Here is a 19,292-nt window from a genome sequence, read left to right as displayed (position 1 = left end):
AACCGACGGTCTTTGGTACTTCAAGGTTACGGGAGAGTGTTCCCCAAACCAAATCGGGGGCGGACTAGTCCGACGACGTCGTGTCCTTGCCCCGTCCGGGAAGTTCCTTTTGCCAGAGTCCGGTGACGCCCGCCGTCGTAAATCCCAACTGCTTGTTCACCGTAAGGAGGTAACGGTTCTCCGGTGCGTTCCAGGTGTAGATCACCCGGGCGTCCGGGAACTGCTCGCTGAGCCTCTCCATGTTGGCCACTTTGATCAGCAGGCCCAGCTTGTTGCCCCGGTGTTCCTGGAGGACCAAGGTGTCGTCCTGGAACACCACGTCCTGGCGATGGGCCAGCACGCTGATGGTTGTCAGGCCAACCAGCCTTCCGGTCTCGACATGTTCGACGGCGGTGACCACCGTGCGCCGGCCCTGCGCCAGGGCTGCGTCTTCAGTTTCGCGAAGGACGGCGGGGTCGAACACCATGCCGCTTGCCTCCACTTCAGGAGCTTCTTCGTCCCCCTCGTCGCGAACCACCTCACCGGCCGCATTCTCCAACTCGGCGACGGCCTCAAGCCACGGTTCCGGGCATCGGTCAGTCCAGTGGTGCAGCGCATAACGGCCACCGTTGGCTTCCTCGGCCTCCAACTGCAGGTCACCAACCAGTTTGGAATCCAGCGGCAGTATGCAGGAGCTGAACTGCTCAATGTGCTGCAGCGTATAGCCGGCACGTTTGGCGAAATCCACTTCCCGGCTGCTGACCGGCACAAAGCCTGCACCGCTTCCAGGGATCAACTGGTCTTCGGGAACCTCAGTCAGGGATGTTGCAGGATGGTTGGTGTCCACCAGGATCATGGTCCTGCCCTCCGCCCGGGCCAACTCCTCCGCAGCCTCGAGCAATTGGCGCCCGACGCCCTGGCTTTGATGCTCAGGCAGGATGTCAAGGGTGAACTCGGCCAGGTCCATGTTGTCCGTCAGGGGCAAGGCGATGTCCACGGTGCCCACAATCGTTCCGTTTACCTTGGCCACCAGGATGATCTGGCGCTCATAAGGATCGGAGAACTCCAGGAGTTTCTCCAGCGGGGTATAGGCGAGATCGTCACTCCCCCAGGTCTCCATCCTTACCCGCCGGCCCACTTCCACGGCGTCCAGGAAATCAGCGGCATCGGGGCTGTCCAGGGTGTCAGGCACCCACAGCTGCTCGACATGAACGGTCTTTGCCTCGTCTACAGTCATCCCAACCGTTTCTGCCATTCGCCTTCCACGCCGGAGGGCTTGAATCCCAGGGCGATATTAATGGCCAGCATATGCCGGTTTTCATTGGCGTTCCATGTCATAACCGACGTGGCGTCCGGCCAAAGCTGCATCGCACGGCGAAGGTTGGCGATCTTGACCAGCATCCCCAAGCGGTGCCCACGGTGTCCAGGGGCTACCAGTGTGTCCTCCTGAAAGACCACCGCCGGCATCGCCCCACGGTGAGTGAGGACGGTATAGGCAGCCAATTCACCCGTGGCATCGTGGCGCGCAACCGCAACCACCCAATCAAGGCCGCTTGCACTCCATGTGGACTCTTCCTGGCGGACACGTACGGCATCCCATTCTTCGCCTTCCCAGCCCAACCCGGCGATGGGCACTTCCGTACTCATCAGGCTCTTGAGGCGCGCGAAGACCTTCACCAGATCCTCGGGGCACCGGTCCTGCCAGGTAATGACGCTATACCCCGCAGCTCCTGGCATCGCTTCATCTTCCAGCGTGCCCAGCACCGTTTCCGCTACGGGAAGGCCCAACGTGCTGTTCGTTTCGACTTGCTCCAGCGAATATCCGTGATGAAGGGCAAAACGCGTGGAGGGGTTGTCCGATGGGACACCACCCGTTCCGGATTTAGCCTTCACCAACTCTGCGCCCGCCAGCACCGGCCCGATCGGTTCCCCGCAATAGCCGTCAAAAGAGATGCGGTCGCGGTCCTTCGCCAACTGTTCGAGGACGTTGAGTATCCCGGACCCAAACCCACGCCGCCGGAAAGGTGCGGCGACAAGGACGTCCACGCCCGCCGTCGTCGTGTTCTCGCTCAATGGCAACGTCAGCGTGCCGCTGCCCACCACAGCATCACCGAGAAACGCCAGAAACACCCGCCGTTCCTCGTATTCACTCCCGCGCCAGAAGACGGCTGCCTCCGTCAGGGTGGCACAGCGGTCAGCGTTGCCCCAGAGCTCCATGTGATGCTCCACGTTCAGTCGATGGAACGCCTGGAATTCCGGGGATTCTCCGCCGGGCTTGTCGGGCACGCGGATGCGTTCGACGGACAGCCCGCCATTTCCGGAAGAGTTCGACGACGACACGCACCACAGCCTACGGCCCACCTTGGGCTGCGAACAGGGCGGGCGGCAACATCCGGGCAAGAAAAAGGACCGCCCGGCTAAGCCGGACGGTCCTTTTCTCAGAGCCAGTGCTCCCGAAGCTTACGCGTCGGTGAGAACCTTGGTGACGTTCGGGTCAACGGTGATGCCCGGACCGAACGTGGTGGCAACGGTAGCCTTCTGGATGTAGCGGCCCTTGGAAGCGGACGGCTTCAAACGAAGAACCTCTTCCAGTGCTGCTGCGTAGTTCTCGGCCAGCTTGTTGGCGTCGAAAGACACCTTGCCGATGATGAAGTGCAGGTTCGAGTGCTTGTCGACGCGGAAGTCGATCTTGCCACCCTTGATGTCGTTGACAGCCTTGGTGACATCCGGGGTAACCGTGCCGGTCTTCGGGTTCGGCATGAGGTTACGCGGGCCGAGGACCTTACCGAGGCGGCCAACCTTGCCCATGAGGTCAGGGGTTGCCACTGCGGCGTCGAAGTCGGTCCAGCCGGCTGCGATCTTTTCGATCAGGTCATCGGAACCAACGAAGTCGGCGCCGGCAGCGATTGCTGCTTCAGCCTTGTCACCGGTTGCGAAAACGAGGACGCGGGCGGTCTTACCGGTGCCGTGCGGCAGGTTGACGGTGCCACGGACCATCTGGTCGGCCTTACGCGGGTCAACGCCCAGGCGGAAAGCGACCTCAACGGTTGCGTCGAACTTGGAAGGGTTGGTGTCCTTCGCGAGGTTGATGGCTTCGATCGGGGCGTAGACCTTGTCTGCCTCGATCTTGGCTACGGCTGCCTCATATGCTTTGCTGCGCTTTGCCATGCTGCTGTTTCTCCTTGTGCAGTTGTGGTCTGCGGACCGCGCTGGGCCCTGCCACAGTCGTGGATCCGGCAAGGATCCTGCGACATTTCAAATGTTTCAGATGCCGGTTGCCCGGCGGGTAAAAAGCTGGAATCAGCCTTCTACGGTGATGCCCATGGAGCGGGCGGTGCCGGCGATGATCAGGGCAGCAGCCTTGATGTCGTTGGCGTTGAGGTCTTCCATCTTGGTGGAAGCAATTTCCTCGACCTGTGCCTGGGTCAGCTTGGCAACCTTGACGGTGTGCGGGGTAGCTGAACCCTTGGCGACGCCTGCAGCCTTCTTGATGAGCTCTGCAGCCGGCGGGGTCTTGGTGATGAAGGTGAAGGAACGGTCTTCGTAGACCGTGATTTCCACCGGGATAACGTTTCCGCGCTGGGATTCCGTTGCAGCGTTGTACGCCTTGCAGAATTCCATGATGTTGACACCGTGCTGGCCAAGCGCAGGACCGATCGGCGGGGCCGGGTTAGCGGCACCTGCCTGGATCTGCAGCTTGATGAGGCCGGTGACCTTCTTCTTGGGAGCCAATGTAGGGTCCTTCTCTCAATAGCTTCCTGGGGCACAGGAGCGCGTCCCAGGTTTTTGGCCGCCATGGCGAGGCGGCCGGCCGCTCCCGAACTGCTAAGCAGGCAGTACCGGAGCGAAATTTTGGAATCAGCTAGATCTTGGTGACCTGGTTGAATGCGAGCGTCACCGGGGTTTCGCGCTCGAAGATCGAGACCAGTACCACGAGGGTCTGGGACTCGGGCTTGATCTCGGAGATCGTTGCCGGAAGGGTCTCGAACGGGCCCTCCTTGACGATGACCGACTCGCCGACCTCGAAGTCGACGGCCACGGGAGCCTGGTTCTGCTTGTTGACCGGCTTGCCCTGCTCTGCCTGCTCTTCTTCGAAGACCGGGGCGAGCATGGAGAAGACCTCGTCAAGGCGCAGCGGAACGGGGTTGTGGGCGTTGCCCACGAAGCCGGTAACACCAGGGGTGTGGCGAACGGCGCCCCAGGAGGCGTCCGTCAGGTCCATGCGGACCAGGACGTAACCGGGGATGCGAACGCGGTTGATCACCTTGCGCTGCGCATTCTTGATCTCGACAACCTCTTCCATGGGGACCTGGATTTCGAAGATGTAATCTTCCATGTCCAGGGTCTGGATGCGGGTCTCGAGGTTGGCCTTTACGCGGTTCTCGTAACCTGCGTAGGAGTGGATGACGTACCAGTCACCTTCCTGGCGGCGCAGCTTGGCCTTGAATTCTTCAGCCGGGTCAGCGGGCGCTGCAGCAGCAGCGGCTGCGAGGTCGTCGCCGTCGGACTCTTCCGAAGCGTCGTCATCATCTGCGACATCGCCGGACGCATCATCGGACTCGTCGTCCACGTCGGCTTCGAAGTCCTCTTCGGAATCGTCGGCGTCGGCAGATTCGGGCGCAGCAGAATCAACCTCGGACTCTTCCACAGCCTCAGCTGCGGCGTCGTCGGCTGCTTCCAGCTCAGTCTCGTTTACCTCGAGCTCCTGCTCAGACACTTGGTCTCCTGCTTCCTCATTGCCTAACATGCCTATTTAAATGGCTCAATTCCGCAAACCCCGCGCAATTCCTGAATAACCAAGGAATTCCACACAGTTTGCGGACAGATCCGCTTAGCGGTCCGTAGCGCCTGACCCACCAAAGACCCAGCTGACTCCCGTGCCGAAGGCCAGGTCCAGAAGGGTGACGATGAGCATCATGATGGCCACGAACACCAGCACCACGAGCGTGTAATTGATCAGTTCCTTGCGGGTGGGGGCAACGACCTTCTTCAGTTCGCCAATGACCTGGCGGACGAAGAGAGCAATACGGGCGAAGAAGCCGCGATCGGCTTTCTTGGCGGGACGGCCCTTAGAGCTGCTGGCAGCTGTTTCGGTCACCTGATCCTCACTCACCTTGCAAAGTCGTTGACCCGACTCTGATCAGAGCCATGGTTGCTGCGCGTGCCCCGGCGTTTCCGCCGGGACAGCTTGCGCAGGGCAGACAGGACTCGAACCTGCAACCTGCGGTTTTGGAGACCGCTGCGCTACCAATTGCGCCACTACCCTATGGATCGAATCCATGTTTCAGGCCGCACTTCAGCCTGTGGTGCTTTTCAACACCGGTGAACCAGTCTACGCAAGAATTTCGCGATAGTCGAACCGGCCCAAATCCGGTCCTCCCAGCCCCAAAAACCTGTGACCAGCATTATCAGTCACAAAGTCCGGCAGGCACCCGGGAGGTCCGCAGAACAGCATAAGGTAGTTTACGTCGAATCCCATCATCCAGCCCACGAGCTGCCTGCGAAGAACGGTACATAGATGTCTGCCGGAACAACTACCGCCCGCATTTCACAGCGAATCTCCGCCATCGCCGAGTCCGCCACCCTTGCCGTTGACGCCAAGGCCAAGGCACTGAAGGCCGCGGGCCGTCCCGTGATCGGCTTCGGTGCCGGGGAACCCGATTTCCCCACCCCGGATTACATCGTCCAGGCCGCCATTGAAGCTGCCGGCCAGCCGAAGTACCACCGCTACTCCCCCGCCGGCGGCCTCCCCGAGCTGAAGAAAGCCATCGCGGAGAAGACCCTGCGGGACTCCGGCTACAAGGTTGACCCTTCCCAGGTGCTGGTGACCAACGGTGGCAAGCAAGCCGTCTACAACACCTTCGCCACCTTGGTGGATCCGGGAGACGAGGTCATCATTCCCACCCCGTTCTGGACCACCTACCCCGAAGCCATCCGCCTGGCCGGCGGTGTGCCCGTTGAGGTTTTCGCCGGACCGGAACAGGGATACCTGGTGACCGTCGAACAGCTTGAAGCTGCTGTAACCGACCGCACCAAGATCCTGCTGTTCGTTTCCCCGTCCAACCCCACCGGCGCCGTGTACAGCCCGGAGCAGGTTGCGGAGATCGGTAAATGGGCCGCTTCCAAGGGTCTTTGGGTTGTCACGGACGAGATCTACGAGCACTTGACCTACGACGGCGTTGAGTTCACCTCCATCGCCACCGCAGCCCCGGAACTGGGCGACAAAGTCGTGATCCTCAACGGTGTGGCCAAGACCTATGCCATGACCGGTTGGCGCGTGGGCTGGATGATTGGCCCGGCTGATGTCATCAAGGCAGCCACCAACCTGCAGTCGCACGCCACCTCCAACGTCTCGAACATCATGCAGGTCGCCGCGGCCGCTGCCCTCACGGGGCCTCTGACTGCCGTCGATGAAATGAAGGTTGCATTCGACCGCCGCCGCAAAGCGATCGTTGCCGGCCTGAACGCCATTGAAGGCGTTGAATGCCCGACGCCGACCGGCGCCTTCTACGTCTACGCGGACGTCCGCGGACTCTTGGGTAAGGAATTCGAGACCTCCAACGGTCCCGTCCGGCCGCAGACCTCGGCTGAACTTGCCACGCTCATCCTTGACGAAGTCGAAGTTGCCATTGTTCCGGGCGAAGCCTTCGGGCCCTCGGGCTATGTCCGGCTGTCCTACGCCCTCGGCGATGAGGACCTCGCCGAAGGTGTCCGTCGTATTCAGGAATTCCTGGGCAAGGCCAAATAGCCAGTAGGCAGTAGGCAGTAGCCAACGCAAACGCTCTTCCACCGTGAATGGTGGAAGAGCGTTTGCTTTTAAGGCGGGGGAAGTGAGCGAGGGTCCCGAGAAACCCCGGGGGACGTGAGAGAGGATCCCCAAAAACCCCGGGGGAAGTGAGCGAGGGTCCCCAAAAACCCCGGGGGACGTGAGCGAGGATGCCCGAAAACCCCGGGGGACGTGAGTGAGCGTCCCCGAAAACCCCGGGGGACGTGAGCGAGGATCCCCGAAAACCCCGGGGGACGTGAGCGAGGGTCCCGGGAACCCCGGGGGACGTGAGCGAGGGTCCCGGGAAACCGCGGGGGATGTGAACGAGCGTTGGAGGAGGCGTCCGGTTAGAGGAGGCGGCGTTCGGCGGCCCACTTGGTGAGCTCGTGCCGGCTTGAGAGCTGGAGCTTCCTGAGGACGGCCGACACGTGCGTCTCAACGGTCTTGATGGAAATAAACAGTTCCTTGGCCACTTCCTTGTAGCTGTAGCCGCGGGCGATGAGCCGCATGACTTCGAGTTCGCGGGCTGAGAGTTTATCCAGTTCGTCGTCCGCGATATCTGCCGGAGCGGTGCCGAACGCGTCCAGCACGAAGCCTGCCAGGCGGGGTGAGAACACGGCGTCACCGTCGGCCACACGGATGACGGCGTCGGAAATCTCCTTGCCGGAGATGGTCTTGGTGACGTAGCCGCGGGCGCCTGCACGGATCACGGAGACTACGTCCTCCGCGGCATCGGAGACACTGAGCGCCAGGAAGCTGGTGTTTCCCAGCAAAGCGGCCGATCCCGCAATGACCTCGCGTCCACCACCGCCCAGTCCGCCGGGAAGGTGGACGTCGAGGAGGACCACCTCGGGACGGGTTGCAGCAATCACCTCAATGGCCTGCTCCACCGTTCCGGCTTCTCCCACGACGTCCATGCGGGCATCGAGATCGGCTTTCAGCCCCGACCGGAAAATGGTGTGGTCATCCACGATCACCACCCGTACGCTGCGTCCTGGACCACTCTGGGGGTTGGTGCTCATGCTTTCGCTTCTCCATTCCGGGTTTCACTGTTCCGGGTTTCACTGTTCCGGGTTTCACTGTTCCGGGCTTCACTGTTCCGCTGGTCGCCCGCCTCGCCATTGGCGGATGGAAGGGCCAGACGGACCTCGGTGCCGTCGCTGCTGCTGTTGATGGTGGCGGTGCCGCCGTGCCGCTTCATCCGGCCAATGATGGATTCCTTGACACCCAGCCGGTCGTCCGGAACAGCATCGAGGTCGAAGCCGGGGCCGCGGTCCTTGACGAAGATCTCCGTAGTGCCCGCCGTGCTCTCCACATACACCGATACTGTCCCACCACCGTGCCGCGCCGCGTTGAGCATCGCTTCACGGGCTGCCTGGACCATGGCCTCGTGCCGTTCGGTCATGGTGGTGTCACCTACCGCCACGACCTCCACCGCGTGGCCTTGGGAGTCTTCGACTTCCGCTGCAACGGCTTTGATGCGGTCGGCCAGAAGGCCGGATTCCTTGGCGGGATCACTGAACAGCCAGGACCGGAGTTCACGTTCCTGCGCCCTGGCAAGCCGCACCACATCCTGTTCGGATCCGGCCCTGCGCTGAATCAGGGCCAGTGTCTGCAGCACGGAATCGTGCAGGTGGGCTGCGATCTCGGCGCGCTCTGTCTCACGGATGCGGCCGGCCCGTTCTGTCTCCAGGTCCTTCCAAAACTTCAGTCCCCAGGGAAGCAGCACCAAGGCCACGCCGCCGAGGACTGCTACCGAGGCAAGCAATGCAAGCCACGTCTGTTCCCACGAGCCCGAGCCCGACACCATGACCAGGACACCGGCCACCACCAGCGCCAAGCCGGCCGCCAGCCGGACCCAGCCGCCGGCCTGATCGGCCTTCGTCTTGTCCACCAGGCCGGCCCGGCGGGTTTCATCCAGCTGCATCCATGCGATGGCCGCGCCGCCCAGGATAGCTGCTGCTGGTATCAGGGTCCCCAATGGAACCTCGACGCCGAACTGGCGTGCGATCAGGATAGCGGCCACCAGGAGCAGGGCTGCGCCCAACAGGATTTCCTTGCCGTACGGGACGCGCCGCGTGGAAAACCATGACGACCAAGTGCCCTCGCCGCTTCTGCCTGCCCAGTCCCAAGCGGCCGAAGGACTGCCGAATCCTGCGCGCTCATCGGCCGAAACCGCGCCACCCGCCGGAACGGAACCGACGCCGGAGCCCAGGCCGCCGAATACCGAACCACTGGATCCCAAGCCGTCGGGTCCCGAATTGCCAGCTGCTTCAATGAATGGCTCGTGGCCCGTGGCGGAACCACCCAAGCCAGGAGTCCCGGCGCCCACCTGTGGAAACGGCCCACGGACCGGAACAGGCCCGCCGACAGGACCACCGACAGGAACAGGACCACCGACAGGAACAGGACCACCGACAGGACCGGAGACCGGAGGTGCTCCGGACGCCGACGGTGAGTGTCCGGCGTCGTACGCGTTGGCAGCCTGGGTGCTTACCGCGCCCGGCGGGAACCCAACTGCCTTACCAGCTGCATTCAGTGTTCCACCGGCGGGCGGCAGGCTCACGGCAGGAGCAATGGGCGACGCCGGGCGGCGGGCATTGCGCTTGGCGTTCTCGTCCGCGGTAGGAACCATGGTCCACAGCCACGCATAAAAGGCCACGCCTGCGCCCCCGGCGAAACACGCCAGGATCATGCCAAGCCGGACAAACTTGACCGGCCAGCCCAAATGATCGGCCAGGCCACTGCAGACGCCGGCAATCATGCGGTCGCTGCTGCGGACCAGCACGGGGCGTTGTACAGCGGTTCTCATGTACCAATCCAAACACGGATCAGGGTGACCCGGACCGGAAACCAGCGTTGTTCGGGGGCCACTCAGGGATCATTCAGGGTATCCCCCAGTAGAGGGAAGGACGGGCCGGACGGCAGGATCGAAGTATGAACGCGAACAGCATGAATCCAGAGGAACCCGGAACACCAGGCACCCCCGGCTCACAGCATGAGCCCGCCGCCGGCACTTCCGCGGGCACAGGTCCCGCAACCGGCAGCTACCCGCCGGCCGGCGCCGCCCCGGCAACGTCCCAGGAGAACTTCTTCGACTGGATCCGCAACCAGGGCATCCGCCGCGGACCGGACCGTTGGATTGGCGGCGTCGCAAGCGGTGTTGCCCACCGTTTCGGCATCGACCCCCTGATTGTCAGGGGCATCTTCATCGTTTTGGCGGTCTTCGCCGGCGTGGGCGTGCTGCTTTACGGCATCGCCTGGGCGCTGCTGCCTGAGCCTGACGGGCGCATCCACGTCCAGGAAGCCGCCGCGGGCCGCTGGTCCGGGGGCATGACAGGCGCGTTGATCACTACGATCATCGGGCTTCCAAGCCTGGGCCGCGGATTCTGGGGCTGGGGCTGGGACGGACTGCCCGGTCTCTTCTGGACGCTGTTCTGGATGGGCGGCATCTTCTACCTCATCTACTTCCTGGTCCAACGCAACAAGACGGCCAAGGGCAGCCCGACACCATCCACGAGCCAGCAGAACTACCCTGCGGCACCTGGCAGCACCGCCTACGGAAGCACTGCCTACGGAAGCACCGCCGGATCACCGGCCGCCTATGGGCCGGCGGGCACCTACGGTTCCTCTACGGCCTATGGAGCCCCGGCCGCAGCCAACACCGGCGTCCCTGTCTACGGCCCCGGCCAACCCGGGACCAAACACCACGGACATGGTGCCGGCGCCGGGCCGTCGACGGGCCCGTACACTCCGGCTGGCCCCGGCCCCTACACCCCCTCAGCTGCCTACGCCCCTGCAGGGCCGCGCAGCCAGTCCAATGCCTCCGGCCCCCGCCCGCCGCAAGGCCCCAGCGGCCCGCAGGATTGGCAGCCCAAGCCTGCCGCCCCCAAGCGCAAGGGCCCCGGGGCTGCGATCGTGGCAGTCTCCGCCGGTGCTGCGTTACTGGCAGGCGGTACGTTGAAAGCCCTCGACGCCGGCAACGTCATTGACTTGGGCAACTCCGCCAACGCCGTGGTGTGGGCCACCGGCGCCGCAGTCCTCGGCCTGGGCATCCTGGTTGCAGGGCTCCGGGGCAGGACTTCGGGTTTCCTTGGATTCCTCGCAGTCGTTGCCCTGATCATCGGCGGAATCTTCAACGTGGTACCCCGGGACGGGGACCGCTTTACCTTCCACGACGTGAACTGGGCGCCCACCAGCCTGGACCAGGCCCGGCTGGGCATCAATGTCACCGGTGCCCAAGGGGTGTTGGACCTGAGCAATATCACCTTGAATCCCCCGCTTGTCACTGAAGTCCAGATCCCCGTGGACGCAACGGCCAGCAACGTCACGGTGATCATTCCCGACGACGTTCCCGTTGAAGTCAGGGCAGACATGACGTTCGGCAATCTCAACGAACGCGGCTCGGACCGCGGCGGCCGGTTCCAGGACGAGCGGACGCTCTACAACACAGGAAAGCCCGGCGCCAACCTCGTGGTGGAAATCGACGGCACGTTCAGCAACGTGACCATCCAGGAAGGAAACTGACATGAGCACCAACGAATCCGGCAAAGGCGACGACACCCAGCCCACAGCACCCCTGCCGCGGGAGACGACCCCCACGGAGTCCCTGCCGAAGGAAACCCGTCCCACACAGGCCTTGCCCAAACCGCGACTCCAGGAAATCCCGCTCACGCCACCGTTGGAGCGAAGCTTCCAGGTGAAGCCTGCAGAGGACGACGAGCCCCGGCAGGCCCGGATCGGCACCGTGGTGTGGGGGCTGATCGTGATAGCGCTCGCTGCCCTGATCGTCATCTCAACGCTTGGCTGGGTGACACTGAACGGCACGTACGTGCTGATCGGCCTGATGATCGGTGCAGGAGCGGCCCTGGTGGTCGGAGGACTCCTCTCGGCCCGCAAGGGTTCAAAAAAAGTGACCACTACGAAGTGACAAAGCAACCACAACAGGGAAGTCTGTAGCCATGGACAAGTTCTTCAGCATCGTCAGGGGCTTCGGCCTGAAGCGTGGACCGCAGCGCTGGCTGGGCGGCATCTGCGGAGGAATCGCTGCCAAACTCAGGGTGGACGTGGCATATGTGCGGGTAGCATTCCTGCTTTTCTGCCTGCTGCCCGGCCCTGCCTTCGTGGTCTACATCCTGGGCTGGCTGCTCCTGCCGGACCAGAACAACAAGATCGCCCTGGAATCGTTTATCAGCCAACGTTCCCGGTAGCTGCCGGTCACAAAGCCTGTGAAGCGCCCCGTCGACCGGCGGGGCGCTTCCTTCGTTTTCGGCGATGTTTCCAATACCGCACCGGCGGGTTCAAAAGTAACCGTTTGTGTCCCACCCCACATGCCCGTCTACAATCATGGGGAGCTCAGCGTGGCGCTCTGCACGTATTCCTCCAAGCCATGAGTGAGCAAACATGAAAATTGGCATTCTTACCAGCGGTGGCGACTGCCCCGGTCTCAACGCAGTAATCCGGGGTGCAGTCCTGAAGGGCATCGCCATCCACGGCCAGGAATTTGTGGGTTTCCGTGACGGCTGGCGTGGTGTTGTGGAAGGTGATGTCATTGACATCCCCCGCACCATGGTCCGCGGCATCGCCAAGCAGGGCGGCACCATCCTGGGCACGTCCCGCACCAACCCGTTCGAAAACGGCGGCGGACCGGACGTCATCAAAGCCCACATGGAACGCCTGGGCATCGACGCCATCATCGCCATCGGCGGCGAGGGCACACTGGCTGCGGCGAAACGCCTGACCGACGCCGGCCTGAAGATTGTCGGCGTCCCCAAGACCGTGGACAACGACCTCGATGCCACCGACTACACCTTCGGCTTCGACACCGCAGTTCAGATCGCCACCGAGGCCATAGATCGCCTCCGCACCACGGGCGAATCGCACCACCGTTGCATGATTGCCGAAGTCATGGGACGCCACGTTGGCTGGATCGCCCTCCACTCGGGCATGGCTTCCGGTGCGCACGCCATCCTGATCCCGGAGCAGAAGGTCAGCATCGAGGAAATCACCGAATGGGTCCAGGAAGCCCACGACCGTGGCCGTGCACCGCTGGTGGTGGTTGCCGAGGGCTTCGTACCCGAGCACATGGAGTCCCCGCACTCCGAACGCGGCCTGGACACCTTTGGGCGGCCGCGGCTTGGTGGCATCGCTGACCAGCTGGCCCCCGAGATTGAGGCCCGCACCGGCATTGAAACCCGCGCAACAATCCTCGGCCACATCCAGCGCGGCGGTGTCCCCACCGCCTACGACCGTGTGCTGGCAACCCGCCTCGGCATGGCAGCGATTGACTCCGTTGTGGACGGACGCTGGGGCACCATGGTGGCCCTCAAGGGCACGGACATTTCCCACGTGGGCTTCGAGGAAGCCCTGGGCAAGCTCAAGACCGTGCCCCAGCACCGCTACGACGAAGCGTCAGTGCTTTTCGGCTAGTCGGCTAGGCTGAATCCATGACTCTTGAGCCCACGTCCGCTGCCATCATCCAGCTGGCGTGGGCTCGCCATTTGGGGCTCGACGACGACGCTTTCGCCACCGCCGCGGACAGGCTTGCCACCTCATCGACGGACGCAGGCGACCCCGCACAGCGCATCACCCGCGTGGACGAATCCGCAAGTGCCGTGGTGTTCCTCAGGCTCTTCGGGGTTTCAGCACTGGTGGGGCCGCAATGGGCCCTGGACGCCGCCGTCGGACTTCCCGATACCGAACTGGCACAACACGTCACGCTGCTGACCTTGACGCGGTCGCACGGAGGGCACGGGTTGGGATCGACTGCCCTGTTCTTCGCCGACGATTTGCCGTTGCAGCAACCCTCCGAGGACCTCACCGTCTCCCAGGGAAACCCGGAAGCGATCAGCCTCGAATCGCTGTGCCCTCCGGATGACGTCAATGAGGTGGGACTCCAGGGCCTGGAACACCGGTTCACCATCATGCACCCCGACGAGGCTCCCCCCACCCCCGTGGCTTGCGGGGCCTACACCGAATGGGAAGGCATCCTGGCCAACATGGGTGTGTTGGTGGCACCCCCCTGGCGTCGGCGGGGCCTGGGAACACTGGCTGCATCCATCGCTGCCCACGAAGCGCTCGCCGCAGGGCTGACCCTGCAATGGAAGGCAGATGTCAGCAACACCGGAGCACTCGCTATGGCCCGCAGCCTTGGCTTTGCCACTGGCGGGCTCCATGCGAGCGTCCTTCTCGGCTGACTCCCACCAGGTTCCAAGACAACTGACGCCCCTAAGAAGGCTCCTTAGGGGCGTCAGGTGTACCAAAACCCTTAAGAGTTCAGGTCAGCCTTGTCGGTTGTGGCCGCTGGTTCGGACTCGCCTCCCCAGCCCTGCACGGTCTTCGGTTTGCCAAAGAACAGTGCAACCACGGCGCCGAGCAGCACCGCACAGGCGGGCAGCAGGATGGACTGGCTCATCGCCGTCGAGAATCCTGCATGAAGGGCTTCCGGCAATGCCCCACCCATGGACGCCTCGCCCACCGGTGCGCCGGCAGGCGCTGCGGGCAGTTCTGCGGAGAGCCTCGACTGGATCAACGCAGCAATGGCCGCCGAGCCAAGGACTGCACCGATTTGGCGGGTGGTGTTGAAAACACCGGAACCTGCACCGGCCTGCCGGGGCTCCAGGTTGCGGGTGGTGGCATTGGACACCGGTCCCCAAATGAAGGCGTTGGCAACACCTTGCAGGGCGCTGGGCAGCAGGAACATCCAGATGGGGGTGTCCGGTCCCAGCAGTGAGGCGGTCCAGAACAAGGCGCCGGCCAGGCACACCAGGCCGAAGGATGCGAAGTACCGGGGGTTGGCGCGGTCAATAAGCTTGCCAACGAACGGCGCCAAGGCACCGGAAATGACTGCCATGGGAATCATGAGAAGCGCCGACTGCGTTGGTGTCAGGCCGCGCACCGTCTGATAGTAGAAGATGGTGGGCAACGGGAAGGCGGTCACCGTGAATCCAACCGCCATGATGGTGGTGTTGCCCAGTGAGAAGTTCCGGTCCTTGAACAGGCCGAGCGGCAGCAGCGGTTCCCCGCCGCGGCGTTCCAGCCACCACTGCCAGAGAACGAAGAGCACCAGCACCACAAGTCCTGTGATGATCAAGCCCCACACAGTGACGAAGCCGGTGACTGTTCCCCACTTGTAGGTTTGGCCCTCCTGGATACCGAAGACCAGCAGGAACATGCCCACGGCGGACAGGACTACGCCGAGGACATCGAACGAGTGCGTGTGGGTGGTCAGCTTCGGCACGAAACGCGTCACGAGGATGAAGGCCACGATCCCGATGGGGACGTTGACGAAGAAGATCCACTCCCAGCCAAGGCTGTCCACCAGCACGCCGCCGAGGATGGGGCCAACCAGCACGGCCATGCCGGCTGTAGCTCCCCACAGTCCCATGGCGGCACCACGACGGTCCGGGGGGAAGATGCGCGTAATGACGGCCATTGTCTGCGGAGTCATCATTGCCGCGCCCAGGCCTTGGACAGCCCGTGCCGCGATCAGCATGCCGACATCACCGGAGAGGCCGCACCACAACGATGCCAGCGTGAAGACCACAAGGCCGATCAGGTACAAGTTCTTGGGACCAAACCGGTCCCCCAGCCTGCCGGTAATGAGAAGGGGTACTGCGTACGCCAGCAAGTAGGCGCTGGTGACCCAAATGACCGCGTTGATGTCCGTGTTGAGGCCCTCCATGATCCGCGGATTCGCGACCGACACAATGGTGGTGTCGATAAGGATCATGAAGAAGCCCACAACGAGTGACCACAGCGCGGGCCATGGCTTAGCTACGTTTTCCAAGGGATTCCTTTGGCTTGTTTGAAAGTTCCGGTGGAGTGGCAAGGGACTCGTCCCAGGGCAGGAGCCCGTTGCCCAACTCCTCGAGGAGGCCGCGGATCCACGCGATCTCCGTTTTGCGCATTGCCTGCTGGTAGCTGATATCTATCCAATACTTGCGATCCAGTCCCTTGGCCGTGACGACGGCCTCCGCACGGAGCAGGAAGTCAAGGTCCGCGGCCAGGGCCACCACCCGTTCCTCCAGGAGTTCCATCACATCGGCGGCAGGCAAATGGTGCGCCTCCGCAATGGCGTGCGGGAACAGCGGGTACTCATTGACAGGGGTGGAAAGCATGGCCCTGAGCCGGTCATCGAGCGCGTCTTTCCCGGCATCGGTGATCCGGTACAAGGTCCGCTCGGGCCGGTTTCCTTCACGTTCGGTTCCCGTGGCTTCCACGAGGCCGTTGTCTTCGAGCCGGCCCACTGCGTGGTACAGCGTTCCGGGGCGAACCTTGACCAGCCGGTCTTCATGGCGGGCCATCAGCAGTTGGTACATCTCATACGGATGCATGGGTTCCTCGGCCAGAAGGGCCAGGGATGCGACACCCAGGGGCGTCAGATCGGAAATCCTGGGCATGTGGGCCCCTTTCCGTCGCGTATATTCCACCACAACTATTCCACATGGAATATATGGGCACAAGTAAGCCCGGCCGCCAAGCGACCGGGCCTGCTTCCTGGCTGGCGTCAGATAGGAACCGTCAGCCCAGAAGGGCCAGGATCTCGGCCCTGGCGAACATCGCCGCAGCCTCGCGCGCGGAGGGGGTTCCGGCGTCGGGGTCTGCTCCTGCGTCCAGCAACACCCGGGCAACATCCGTGTAACCCTTGAAGACCGCTCCGGCAAGGGGCGTCTGGCCGCGGTCATTGGCTGCATTGGCGTCGGCGCCATGGTGGAGGATCACCTGCACGGCTTCGGCGTGCCCATGGTAGGCGGCCAACATCAGCAGGGAATCACCCGCGGCGTTGGTCAGCGTGGCCGGGGCCCCGGCAGCCAAGTACCCGCGGAGCAATTCGGTATTGCCTTCGCGTGCGGCATCGAAAAGGGCGTGGGCCAGTGCCAACGTTTCGTCGTCGGCCACTGCCGGGTTGGTGGGCTCGGAACCTGGGGTCGGGTTCAGATGGCTCATCGGTGGGGTCCCTTCAGGAATCCGGTCTGGCGCCCGACAACCTGGCCGGCGTCGGGGGCGACGATCACTTCCTGGGCAGCGACATACGGCTCTTCGCCATCCATCACCGTCAGGGTTTCCTCCGCTGAAACGGACCGCTTCACCACGGCCAAGGCCACGGGTCCCATTTCGAAGTGCTGCGCCACAGAAGTCAGAGTACCCACCTTCCGTTCGCCGGCAAATACGACGCTGCCCACTGCGGGAAGGGTGTGCTGTGAACCGTCCAGCTGCAGGAAAACAAGCCGACGCGGCGGGTGCCCCAGGTTGTGCACCCGCGCAACGGTCTCCTGGCCCTTGTAGCAACCCTTGTTCAGGTGGACGGAGGTCCTCAGCAGATCCAGTTCATGGGGAATGGTTTTCTCGTCGGTCTCTGCACCCAAGCGGGGACGCCAGGCAGCGATCCGCAGCGCATCTGCCGCCAAGGCACCTGCCAGGGGAAGGCCCTCGACGGTGCTCTCCAGTTCCGCGGCCGGGACAAGGTATTCGAACCAGGGACGCTCAAGTCCCGGGTGCGACTCCTCCGGAACGATGCTGTACGCATAACCACCCGGGCTGACACGCGGCCACGGGTCCTTCCACACCAGGCGCTGGGAGAACTGCTCCACCGGTTTGGTGGAACCCACCACTGCCCACTGCTCCGAGACGTCCGCGATCTCGACGCGGAGCATGAACTTCATCTTGTTGAGCCACTCAGCCAAGGGCGCCGCTTCCGCGGTTTCCACGATCAGCCAAGTGGTCCCGCCGTCGTCAATGACCCGGGCGTCAAACTCGATGCGGCCCTGGACACTGAGCAGCAGCAGTTCGCTGGCGACACCGGGCTGAAGGTTGGTGAGCTGCTGCGAGGACAGCGTGTTAAGCCAGCTCAGCCTGTCGGGTCCGGACACGGTCACCACACCGCGGTGCGAGAGGTCGACGACGGCGGTTCCGGCCGCCAGTGCGCGCTGCTCACGCAGCGGCTCCCCGTAGTGGGCAGCGACGCCGGCATCCAGGCCGGTGTCCTCGACGGCGCCAGGGCGCGACAAGAGAGGGCTCGAGTAAGTCATATGTAGTAGAAGTCCTTGCAGTTCAGCGGTATTCCGGGTGCGGCAATATTTCCGGTCAGCGGTATTCCGGATTTTCGAAGTCGAACCGGGTACCGGCTTTCCATTCCGCCGGCAGGTTGCCGTAGGCAGGTATACCCCCGGCATCCTTGAGGATTTTGGCCATGTGGAGCAGGTTCCATGTCATGAAGGTGGTGTTCCTGTTGGTGAAATCACTCTCCGGGCCACCTGATCCCTCGTCCAGGTAGCTGGGACCAGGGCCCACAGGCCCGATCCACCCGGCGTCGGCCTGGGGTGGGATGGTGAAGCCGATGTGCTGCAGGCTGTACAACACGTTCATGGAACAGTGCTTGATGCCGTCCTCGTTGCCCGTGATGAGGCAGCCGCCCACCTTCGGGTAGAACGCCCATTGGCCGTTGCTGTTCAGCTCGCCGGAATGGGCATAAAGCCTCTCGATGAGCTTCTTGGTTTGGGAGGAGTTGTCCCCCAACCAGATAGGCCCGGCCACCACTACGATGTCGGCGTCCCGGACCTCAGGGTAGATCTCCGGCCACTCGTCCGTTTTCCAACCGTGCTCGCGCATGTCCGGATAGACACCACTGGCGATGTCATGGTCCACGGTGCGGAAAAGCTTGGTGGTGACACCTTGCTTCTCCATGATGTCCCGGCTGATCCTGATGAGCCCATCAGTGTTGCTGGTTTGCGGCGAAGGTTTCAGGGTGCCGTTGAAGAAGACAGCTTTGAGGCCGCCATATCCCTCAGGCCTGACGTGGTTGTTCACTGTCTGCTCCTTCTGCCGTGCGACTGCTGGAACTTGAGGTGATGCTCCTGGGGTCAGGAAGTGTCAGGAAACCTTGTTCAGGAACGCCGAGGCATGCGCTTCGAGGGCTTTGCCGCTTGCGGCAACATCCCAGCGCCACAAAAGGTTCCCATCAACCAGGCCGAAGATCCGGGTAGCTGCCGTGTACTCCTTGGAGTGGCTTCCCCGCATCACCATGTCGGTGCTGAGCTGTATTTGGGGCCCCTTGATCTGGCCGTAGTAGAGCTCGGTAATTCCACCGGGATGCGAAATCGACACCGAGATATCGAAGCCACCGTCTTTGTTGCGGCGTTCTTCGACTTCGTCGGCTGTCTTGAGCACCGGAACGATGTCCGCCGGGATAAGTCCGGGACCGCCGTCGCCCTCTTCGAGCTTCCGCTCCAGGGCCCAGAAGCCTGTTTCAACGGTCAACGGCCGCAGCTTTTCACCGGCGTCATCACTGAGCCAGGTCTCGGCCCGGTACTGCAAGTACGGGAGCCCGTTATGGGTGAAGGAGACGTGCTGGACGAAATGCTCGGAATCCTCGTCGCCGCTGCCGAGCCGGCCGCGGCCTTCCCACTCACCAATGAGCCAGGAAAGGGGGACGAGTTCGGGCGTCAGGTCGGTAGGGATCTCAATAGGCACAACGACTACCTCTGTTGGAGAGCAGGATCAGAGAATTTACTTCTGGCCCTTGAAAAGGCGGTATACGACAAAGCCC

Annotated in this window: 20 protein-coding genes and 1 tRNA gene; 6 read left to right on the top strand and 15 right to left on the bottom strand. The window is 63.1% G+C overall.

Annotated elements, in window-relative coordinates; all coding sequences use genetic code 11:
* Positions 1-64: 64 nt before the first annotated feature.
* The 7 genes from AC6JA3_RS06450 to AC6JA3_RS06420 all read right to left on the bottom strand — a co-directional run bounded on the left by AC6JA3_RS06450 (position 65) and on the right by AC6JA3_RS06420 (position 5,245).
* On the bottom strand, positions 65-1,234 hold the full coding sequence (locus AC6JA3_RS06450; protein WP_081733226.1) for a GNAT family N-acetyltransferase: 1,170 nt from the start codon (positions 1,232-1,234) through the stop codon (positions 65-67).
* Positions 1,213-2,319: a GNAT family N-acetyltransferase gene (locus AC6JA3_RS06445; RefSeq protein ID WP_497920007.1), complete on the bottom strand. Its 1,107-nt coding sequence runs from the start codon at positions 2,317-2,319 to the stop codon at positions 1,213-1,215. Before AC6JA3_RS06445 ends, AC6JA3_RS06450 begins: the two co-directional genes overlap by 22 nt.
* A gap of 120 nt (positions 2,320-2,439) precedes the next feature.
* Positions 2,440-3,147 carry a 50S ribosomal protein L1 gene (gene rplA, locus AC6JA3_RS06440; RefSeq protein ID WP_026539797.1) on the bottom strand — a complete coding sequence of 236 codons (708 nt, stop codon included), beginning with the start codon at positions 3,145-3,147 and terminating at the stop codon, positions 2,440-2,442.
* 132 nt (positions 3,148-3,279) lie between these two features.
* The gene (rplK, locus tag AC6JA3_RS06435) at positions 3,280-3,711 is read right to left on the bottom strand and encodes a 50S ribosomal protein L11 (protein ID WP_011775609.1); all 432 of its coding nucleotides are present in this window, start codon (positions 3,709-3,711) and stop codon (positions 3,280-3,282) included.
* Positions 3,712-3,841: 130 nt separating this feature from the next.
* Positions 3,842-4,696, bottom strand: coding sequence for a transcription termination/antitermination protein NusG (gene nusG, locus AC6JA3_RS06430; RefSeq protein ID WP_026539796.1), 855 nt, complete (start codon positions 4,694-4,696; stop codon positions 3,842-3,844).
* A 114-nt stretch (positions 4,697-4,810) separates the two neighbouring features.
* The gene (secE, locus tag AC6JA3_RS06425; protein ID WP_024817604.1) at positions 4,811-5,092 is read right to left on the bottom strand and encodes a preprotein translocase subunit SecE; all 282 of its coding nucleotides are present in this window, start codon (positions 5,090-5,092) and stop codon (positions 4,811-4,813) included.
* A gap of 80 nt (positions 5,093-5,172) precedes the next feature.
* Positions 5,173-5,245: transfer RNA gene (locus AC6JA3_RS06420), tRNA-Trp, on the bottom strand.
* A 252-nt stretch (positions 5,246-5,497) separates the two neighbouring features.
* Here AC6JA3_RS06420 and AC6JA3_RS06415 point away from each other — a divergent pair.
* Positions 5,498-6,727: a pyridoxal phosphate-dependent aminotransferase gene (locus AC6JA3_RS06415; protein WP_026539795.1), complete on the top strand. Its 1,230-nt coding sequence runs from the start codon at positions 5,498-5,500 to the stop codon at positions 6,725-6,727.
* 365 nt (positions 6,728-7,092) lie between these two features.
* Here AC6JA3_RS06415 and AC6JA3_RS06410 read toward each other — a convergent pair whose 3' ends face one another.
* Both AC6JA3_RS06410 and AC6JA3_RS06405 read right to left on the bottom strand, forming a co-directional pair.
* Complete coding sequence (locus AC6JA3_RS06410; protein ID WP_026539794.1) at positions 7,093-7,767, bottom strand: LuxR C-terminal-related transcriptional regulator; 675 nt, start codon at positions 7,765-7,767, stop codon at positions 7,093-7,095.
* Positions 7,764-9,557, bottom strand: coding sequence for an ATP-binding protein (locus AC6JA3_RS06405; RefSeq protein ID WP_497920006.1), 1,794 nt, complete (start codon positions 9,555-9,557; stop codon positions 7,764-7,766). The genes AC6JA3_RS06410 and AC6JA3_RS06405 overlap by 4 nt, the downstream gene beginning before the upstream one ends.
* 125 nt (positions 9,558-9,682) lie before the next feature.
* On the opposite strand from AC6JA3_RS06405, the gene AC6JA3_RS06400 reads away from it, so the two are divergent.
* The 5 genes from AC6JA3_RS06400 to AC6JA3_RS06380 all read left to right on the top strand — a co-directional run bounded on the left by AC6JA3_RS06400 (position 9,683) and on the right by AC6JA3_RS06380 (position 13,941).
* On the top strand, positions 9,683-11,272 hold the full coding sequence (locus tag AC6JA3_RS06400) for a PspC domain-containing protein (RefSeq protein WP_497920004.1): 1,590 nt from the start codon (positions 9,683-9,685) through the stop codon (positions 11,270-11,272).
* Between the two features lies 1 nt (position 11,273).
* A complete protein-coding gene (locus tag AC6JA3_RS06395) occupies positions 11,274-11,675 on the top strand; it encodes a hypothetical protein (RefSeq protein WP_497920003.1) in 402 nt (133 codons plus the stop codon).
* Positions 11,676-11,706: 31 nt separating this feature from the next.
* Positions 11,707-11,955 (top strand): PspC domain-containing protein, encoded by a 249-nt coding sequence (locus AC6JA3_RS06390; protein WP_026539791.1) that lies wholly within the window; start codon positions 11,707-11,709, stop codon positions 11,953-11,955.
* 193 nt (positions 11,956-12,148) lie between these two features.
* The gene (locus AC6JA3_RS06385; protein WP_026539790.1) at positions 12,149-13,174 is read left to right on the top strand and encodes a 6-phosphofructokinase; all 1,026 of its coding nucleotides are present in this window, start codon (positions 12,149-12,151) and stop codon (positions 13,172-13,174) included.
* 17 nt (positions 13,175-13,191) lie between these two features.
* Positions 13,192-13,941: a GNAT family N-acetyltransferase gene (locus AC6JA3_RS06380; RefSeq protein WP_223943478.1), complete on the top strand. Its 750-nt coding sequence runs from the start codon at positions 13,192-13,194 to the stop codon at positions 13,939-13,941.
* Positions 13,942-14,012: 71 nt separating this feature from the next.
* Here AC6JA3_RS06380 and AC6JA3_RS06375 read toward each other — a convergent pair whose 3' ends face one another.
* From AC6JA3_RS06375 to AC6JA3_RS06350, 6 genes are all read right to left on the bottom strand, one after another.
* Positions 14,013-15,533: a DHA2 family efflux MFS transporter permease subunit gene (locus tag AC6JA3_RS06375; protein ID WP_026539788.1), complete on the bottom strand. Its 1,521-nt coding sequence runs from the start codon at positions 15,531-15,533 to the stop codon at positions 14,013-14,015.
* Positions 15,517-16,146: a PadR family transcriptional regulator gene (locus AC6JA3_RS06370; protein WP_026540279.1), complete on the bottom strand. Its 630-nt coding sequence runs from the start codon at positions 16,144-16,146 to the stop codon at positions 15,517-15,519. Before AC6JA3_RS06370 ends, AC6JA3_RS06375 begins: the two co-directional genes overlap by 17 nt.
* A 121-nt stretch (positions 16,147-16,267) precedes the next feature.
* Complete coding sequence (locus AC6JA3_RS06365) at positions 16,268-16,693, bottom strand: ankyrin repeat domain-containing protein (protein ID WP_035760456.1); 426 nt, start codon at positions 16,691-16,693, stop codon at positions 16,268-16,270.
* A complete protein-coding gene (ygfZ, locus tag AC6JA3_RS06360; protein WP_026539786.1) occupies positions 16,690-17,775 on the bottom strand; it encodes a CAF17-like 4Fe-4S cluster assembly/insertion protein YgfZ in 1,086 nt (361 codons plus the stop codon). Before ygfZ ends, AC6JA3_RS06365 begins: the two co-directional genes overlap by 4 nt.
* 55 nt (positions 17,776-17,830) lie before the next feature.
* The gene (locus AC6JA3_RS06355) at positions 17,831-18,553 is read right to left on the bottom strand and encodes a flavodoxin family protein (RefSeq protein WP_026539785.1); all 723 of its coding nucleotides are present in this window, start codon (positions 18,551-18,553) and stop codon (positions 17,831-17,833) included.
* 63 nt (positions 18,554-18,616) lie between these two features.
* The gene (locus tag AC6JA3_RS06350; protein WP_026539784.1) at positions 18,617-19,216 is read right to left on the bottom strand and encodes a nitrobindin family protein; all 600 of its coding nucleotides are present in this window, start codon (positions 19,214-19,216) and stop codon (positions 18,617-18,619) included.
* Positions 19,217-19,292 lie beyond the last annotated feature (76 nt).

This window comes from Arthrobacter sp. TmtSoilC79, from assembly GCF_059739405.1.
The sequence above is the reverse complement of the archived record's forward strand: the minus strand, read 5'-3'. Positions and strand labels throughout refer to the sequence as shown.

What these genes read in the sequence shown, in the direction of transcription:
- AC6JA3_RS06400 (WP_497920004.1), top strand. Translation starts at nt 9,683, where the DNA reads ATGAACGCGAACAGCATGAATCCAGAGGAACCCGGAACACCAGGCACC.
- AC6JA3_RS06410 (WP_026539794.1), bottom strand. Translation starts at nt 7,767, where the DNA reads ATGAGCACCAACCCCCAGAGTGGTCCAGGACGCAGCGTACGGGTGGTG.
- ygfZ (WP_026539786.1), bottom strand. Translation starts at nt 17,775, where the DNA reads ATGACTTACTCGAGCCCTCTCTTGTCGCGCCCTGGCGCCGTCGAGGAC.
- AC6JA3_RS06365 (WP_035760456.1), bottom strand. Translation starts at nt 16,693, where the DNA reads ATGAGCCATCTGAACCCGACCCCAGGTTCCGAGCCCACCAACCCGGCA.
- AC6JA3_RS06450 (WP_081733226.1), bottom strand. Translation starts at nt 1,234, where the DNA reads ATGGCAGAAACGGTTGGGATGACTGTAGACGAGGCAAAGACCGTTCAT.
- AC6JA3_RS06390 (WP_026539791.1), top strand. Translation starts at nt 11,707, where the DNA reads ATGGACAAGTTCTTCAGCATCGTCAGGGGCTTCGGCCTGAAGCGTGGA.
- rplA (WP_026539797.1), bottom strand. Translation starts at nt 3,147, where the DNA reads ATGGCAAAGCGCAGCAAAGCATATGAGGCAGCCGTAGCCAAGATCGAG.
- AC6JA3_RS06385 (WP_026539790.1), top strand. Translation starts at nt 12,149, where the DNA reads ATGAAAATTGGCATTCTTACCAGCGGTGGCGACTGCCCCGGTCTCAAC.
- AC6JA3_RS06370 (WP_026540279.1), bottom strand. Translation starts at nt 16,146, where the DNA reads ATGCCCAGGATTTCCGATCTGACGCCCCTGGGTGTCGCATCCCTGGCC.
- AC6JA3_RS06380 (WP_223943478.1), top strand. Translation starts at nt 13,192, where the DNA reads ATGACTCTTGAGCCCACGTCCGCTGCCATCATCCAGCTGGCGTGGGCT.
- AC6JA3_RS06395 (WP_497920003.1), top strand. Translation starts at nt 11,274, where the DNA reads ATGAGCACCAACGAATCCGGCAAAGGCGACGACACCCAGCCCACAGCA.
- AC6JA3_RS06415 (WP_026539795.1), top strand. Translation starts at nt 5,498, where the DNA reads ATGTCTGCCGGAACAACTACCGCCCGCATTTCACAGCGAATCTCCGCC.
- AC6JA3_RS06405 (WP_497920006.1), bottom strand. Translation starts at nt 9,557, where the DNA reads ATGAGAACCGCTGTACAACGCCCCGTGCTGGTCCGCAGCAGCGACCGC.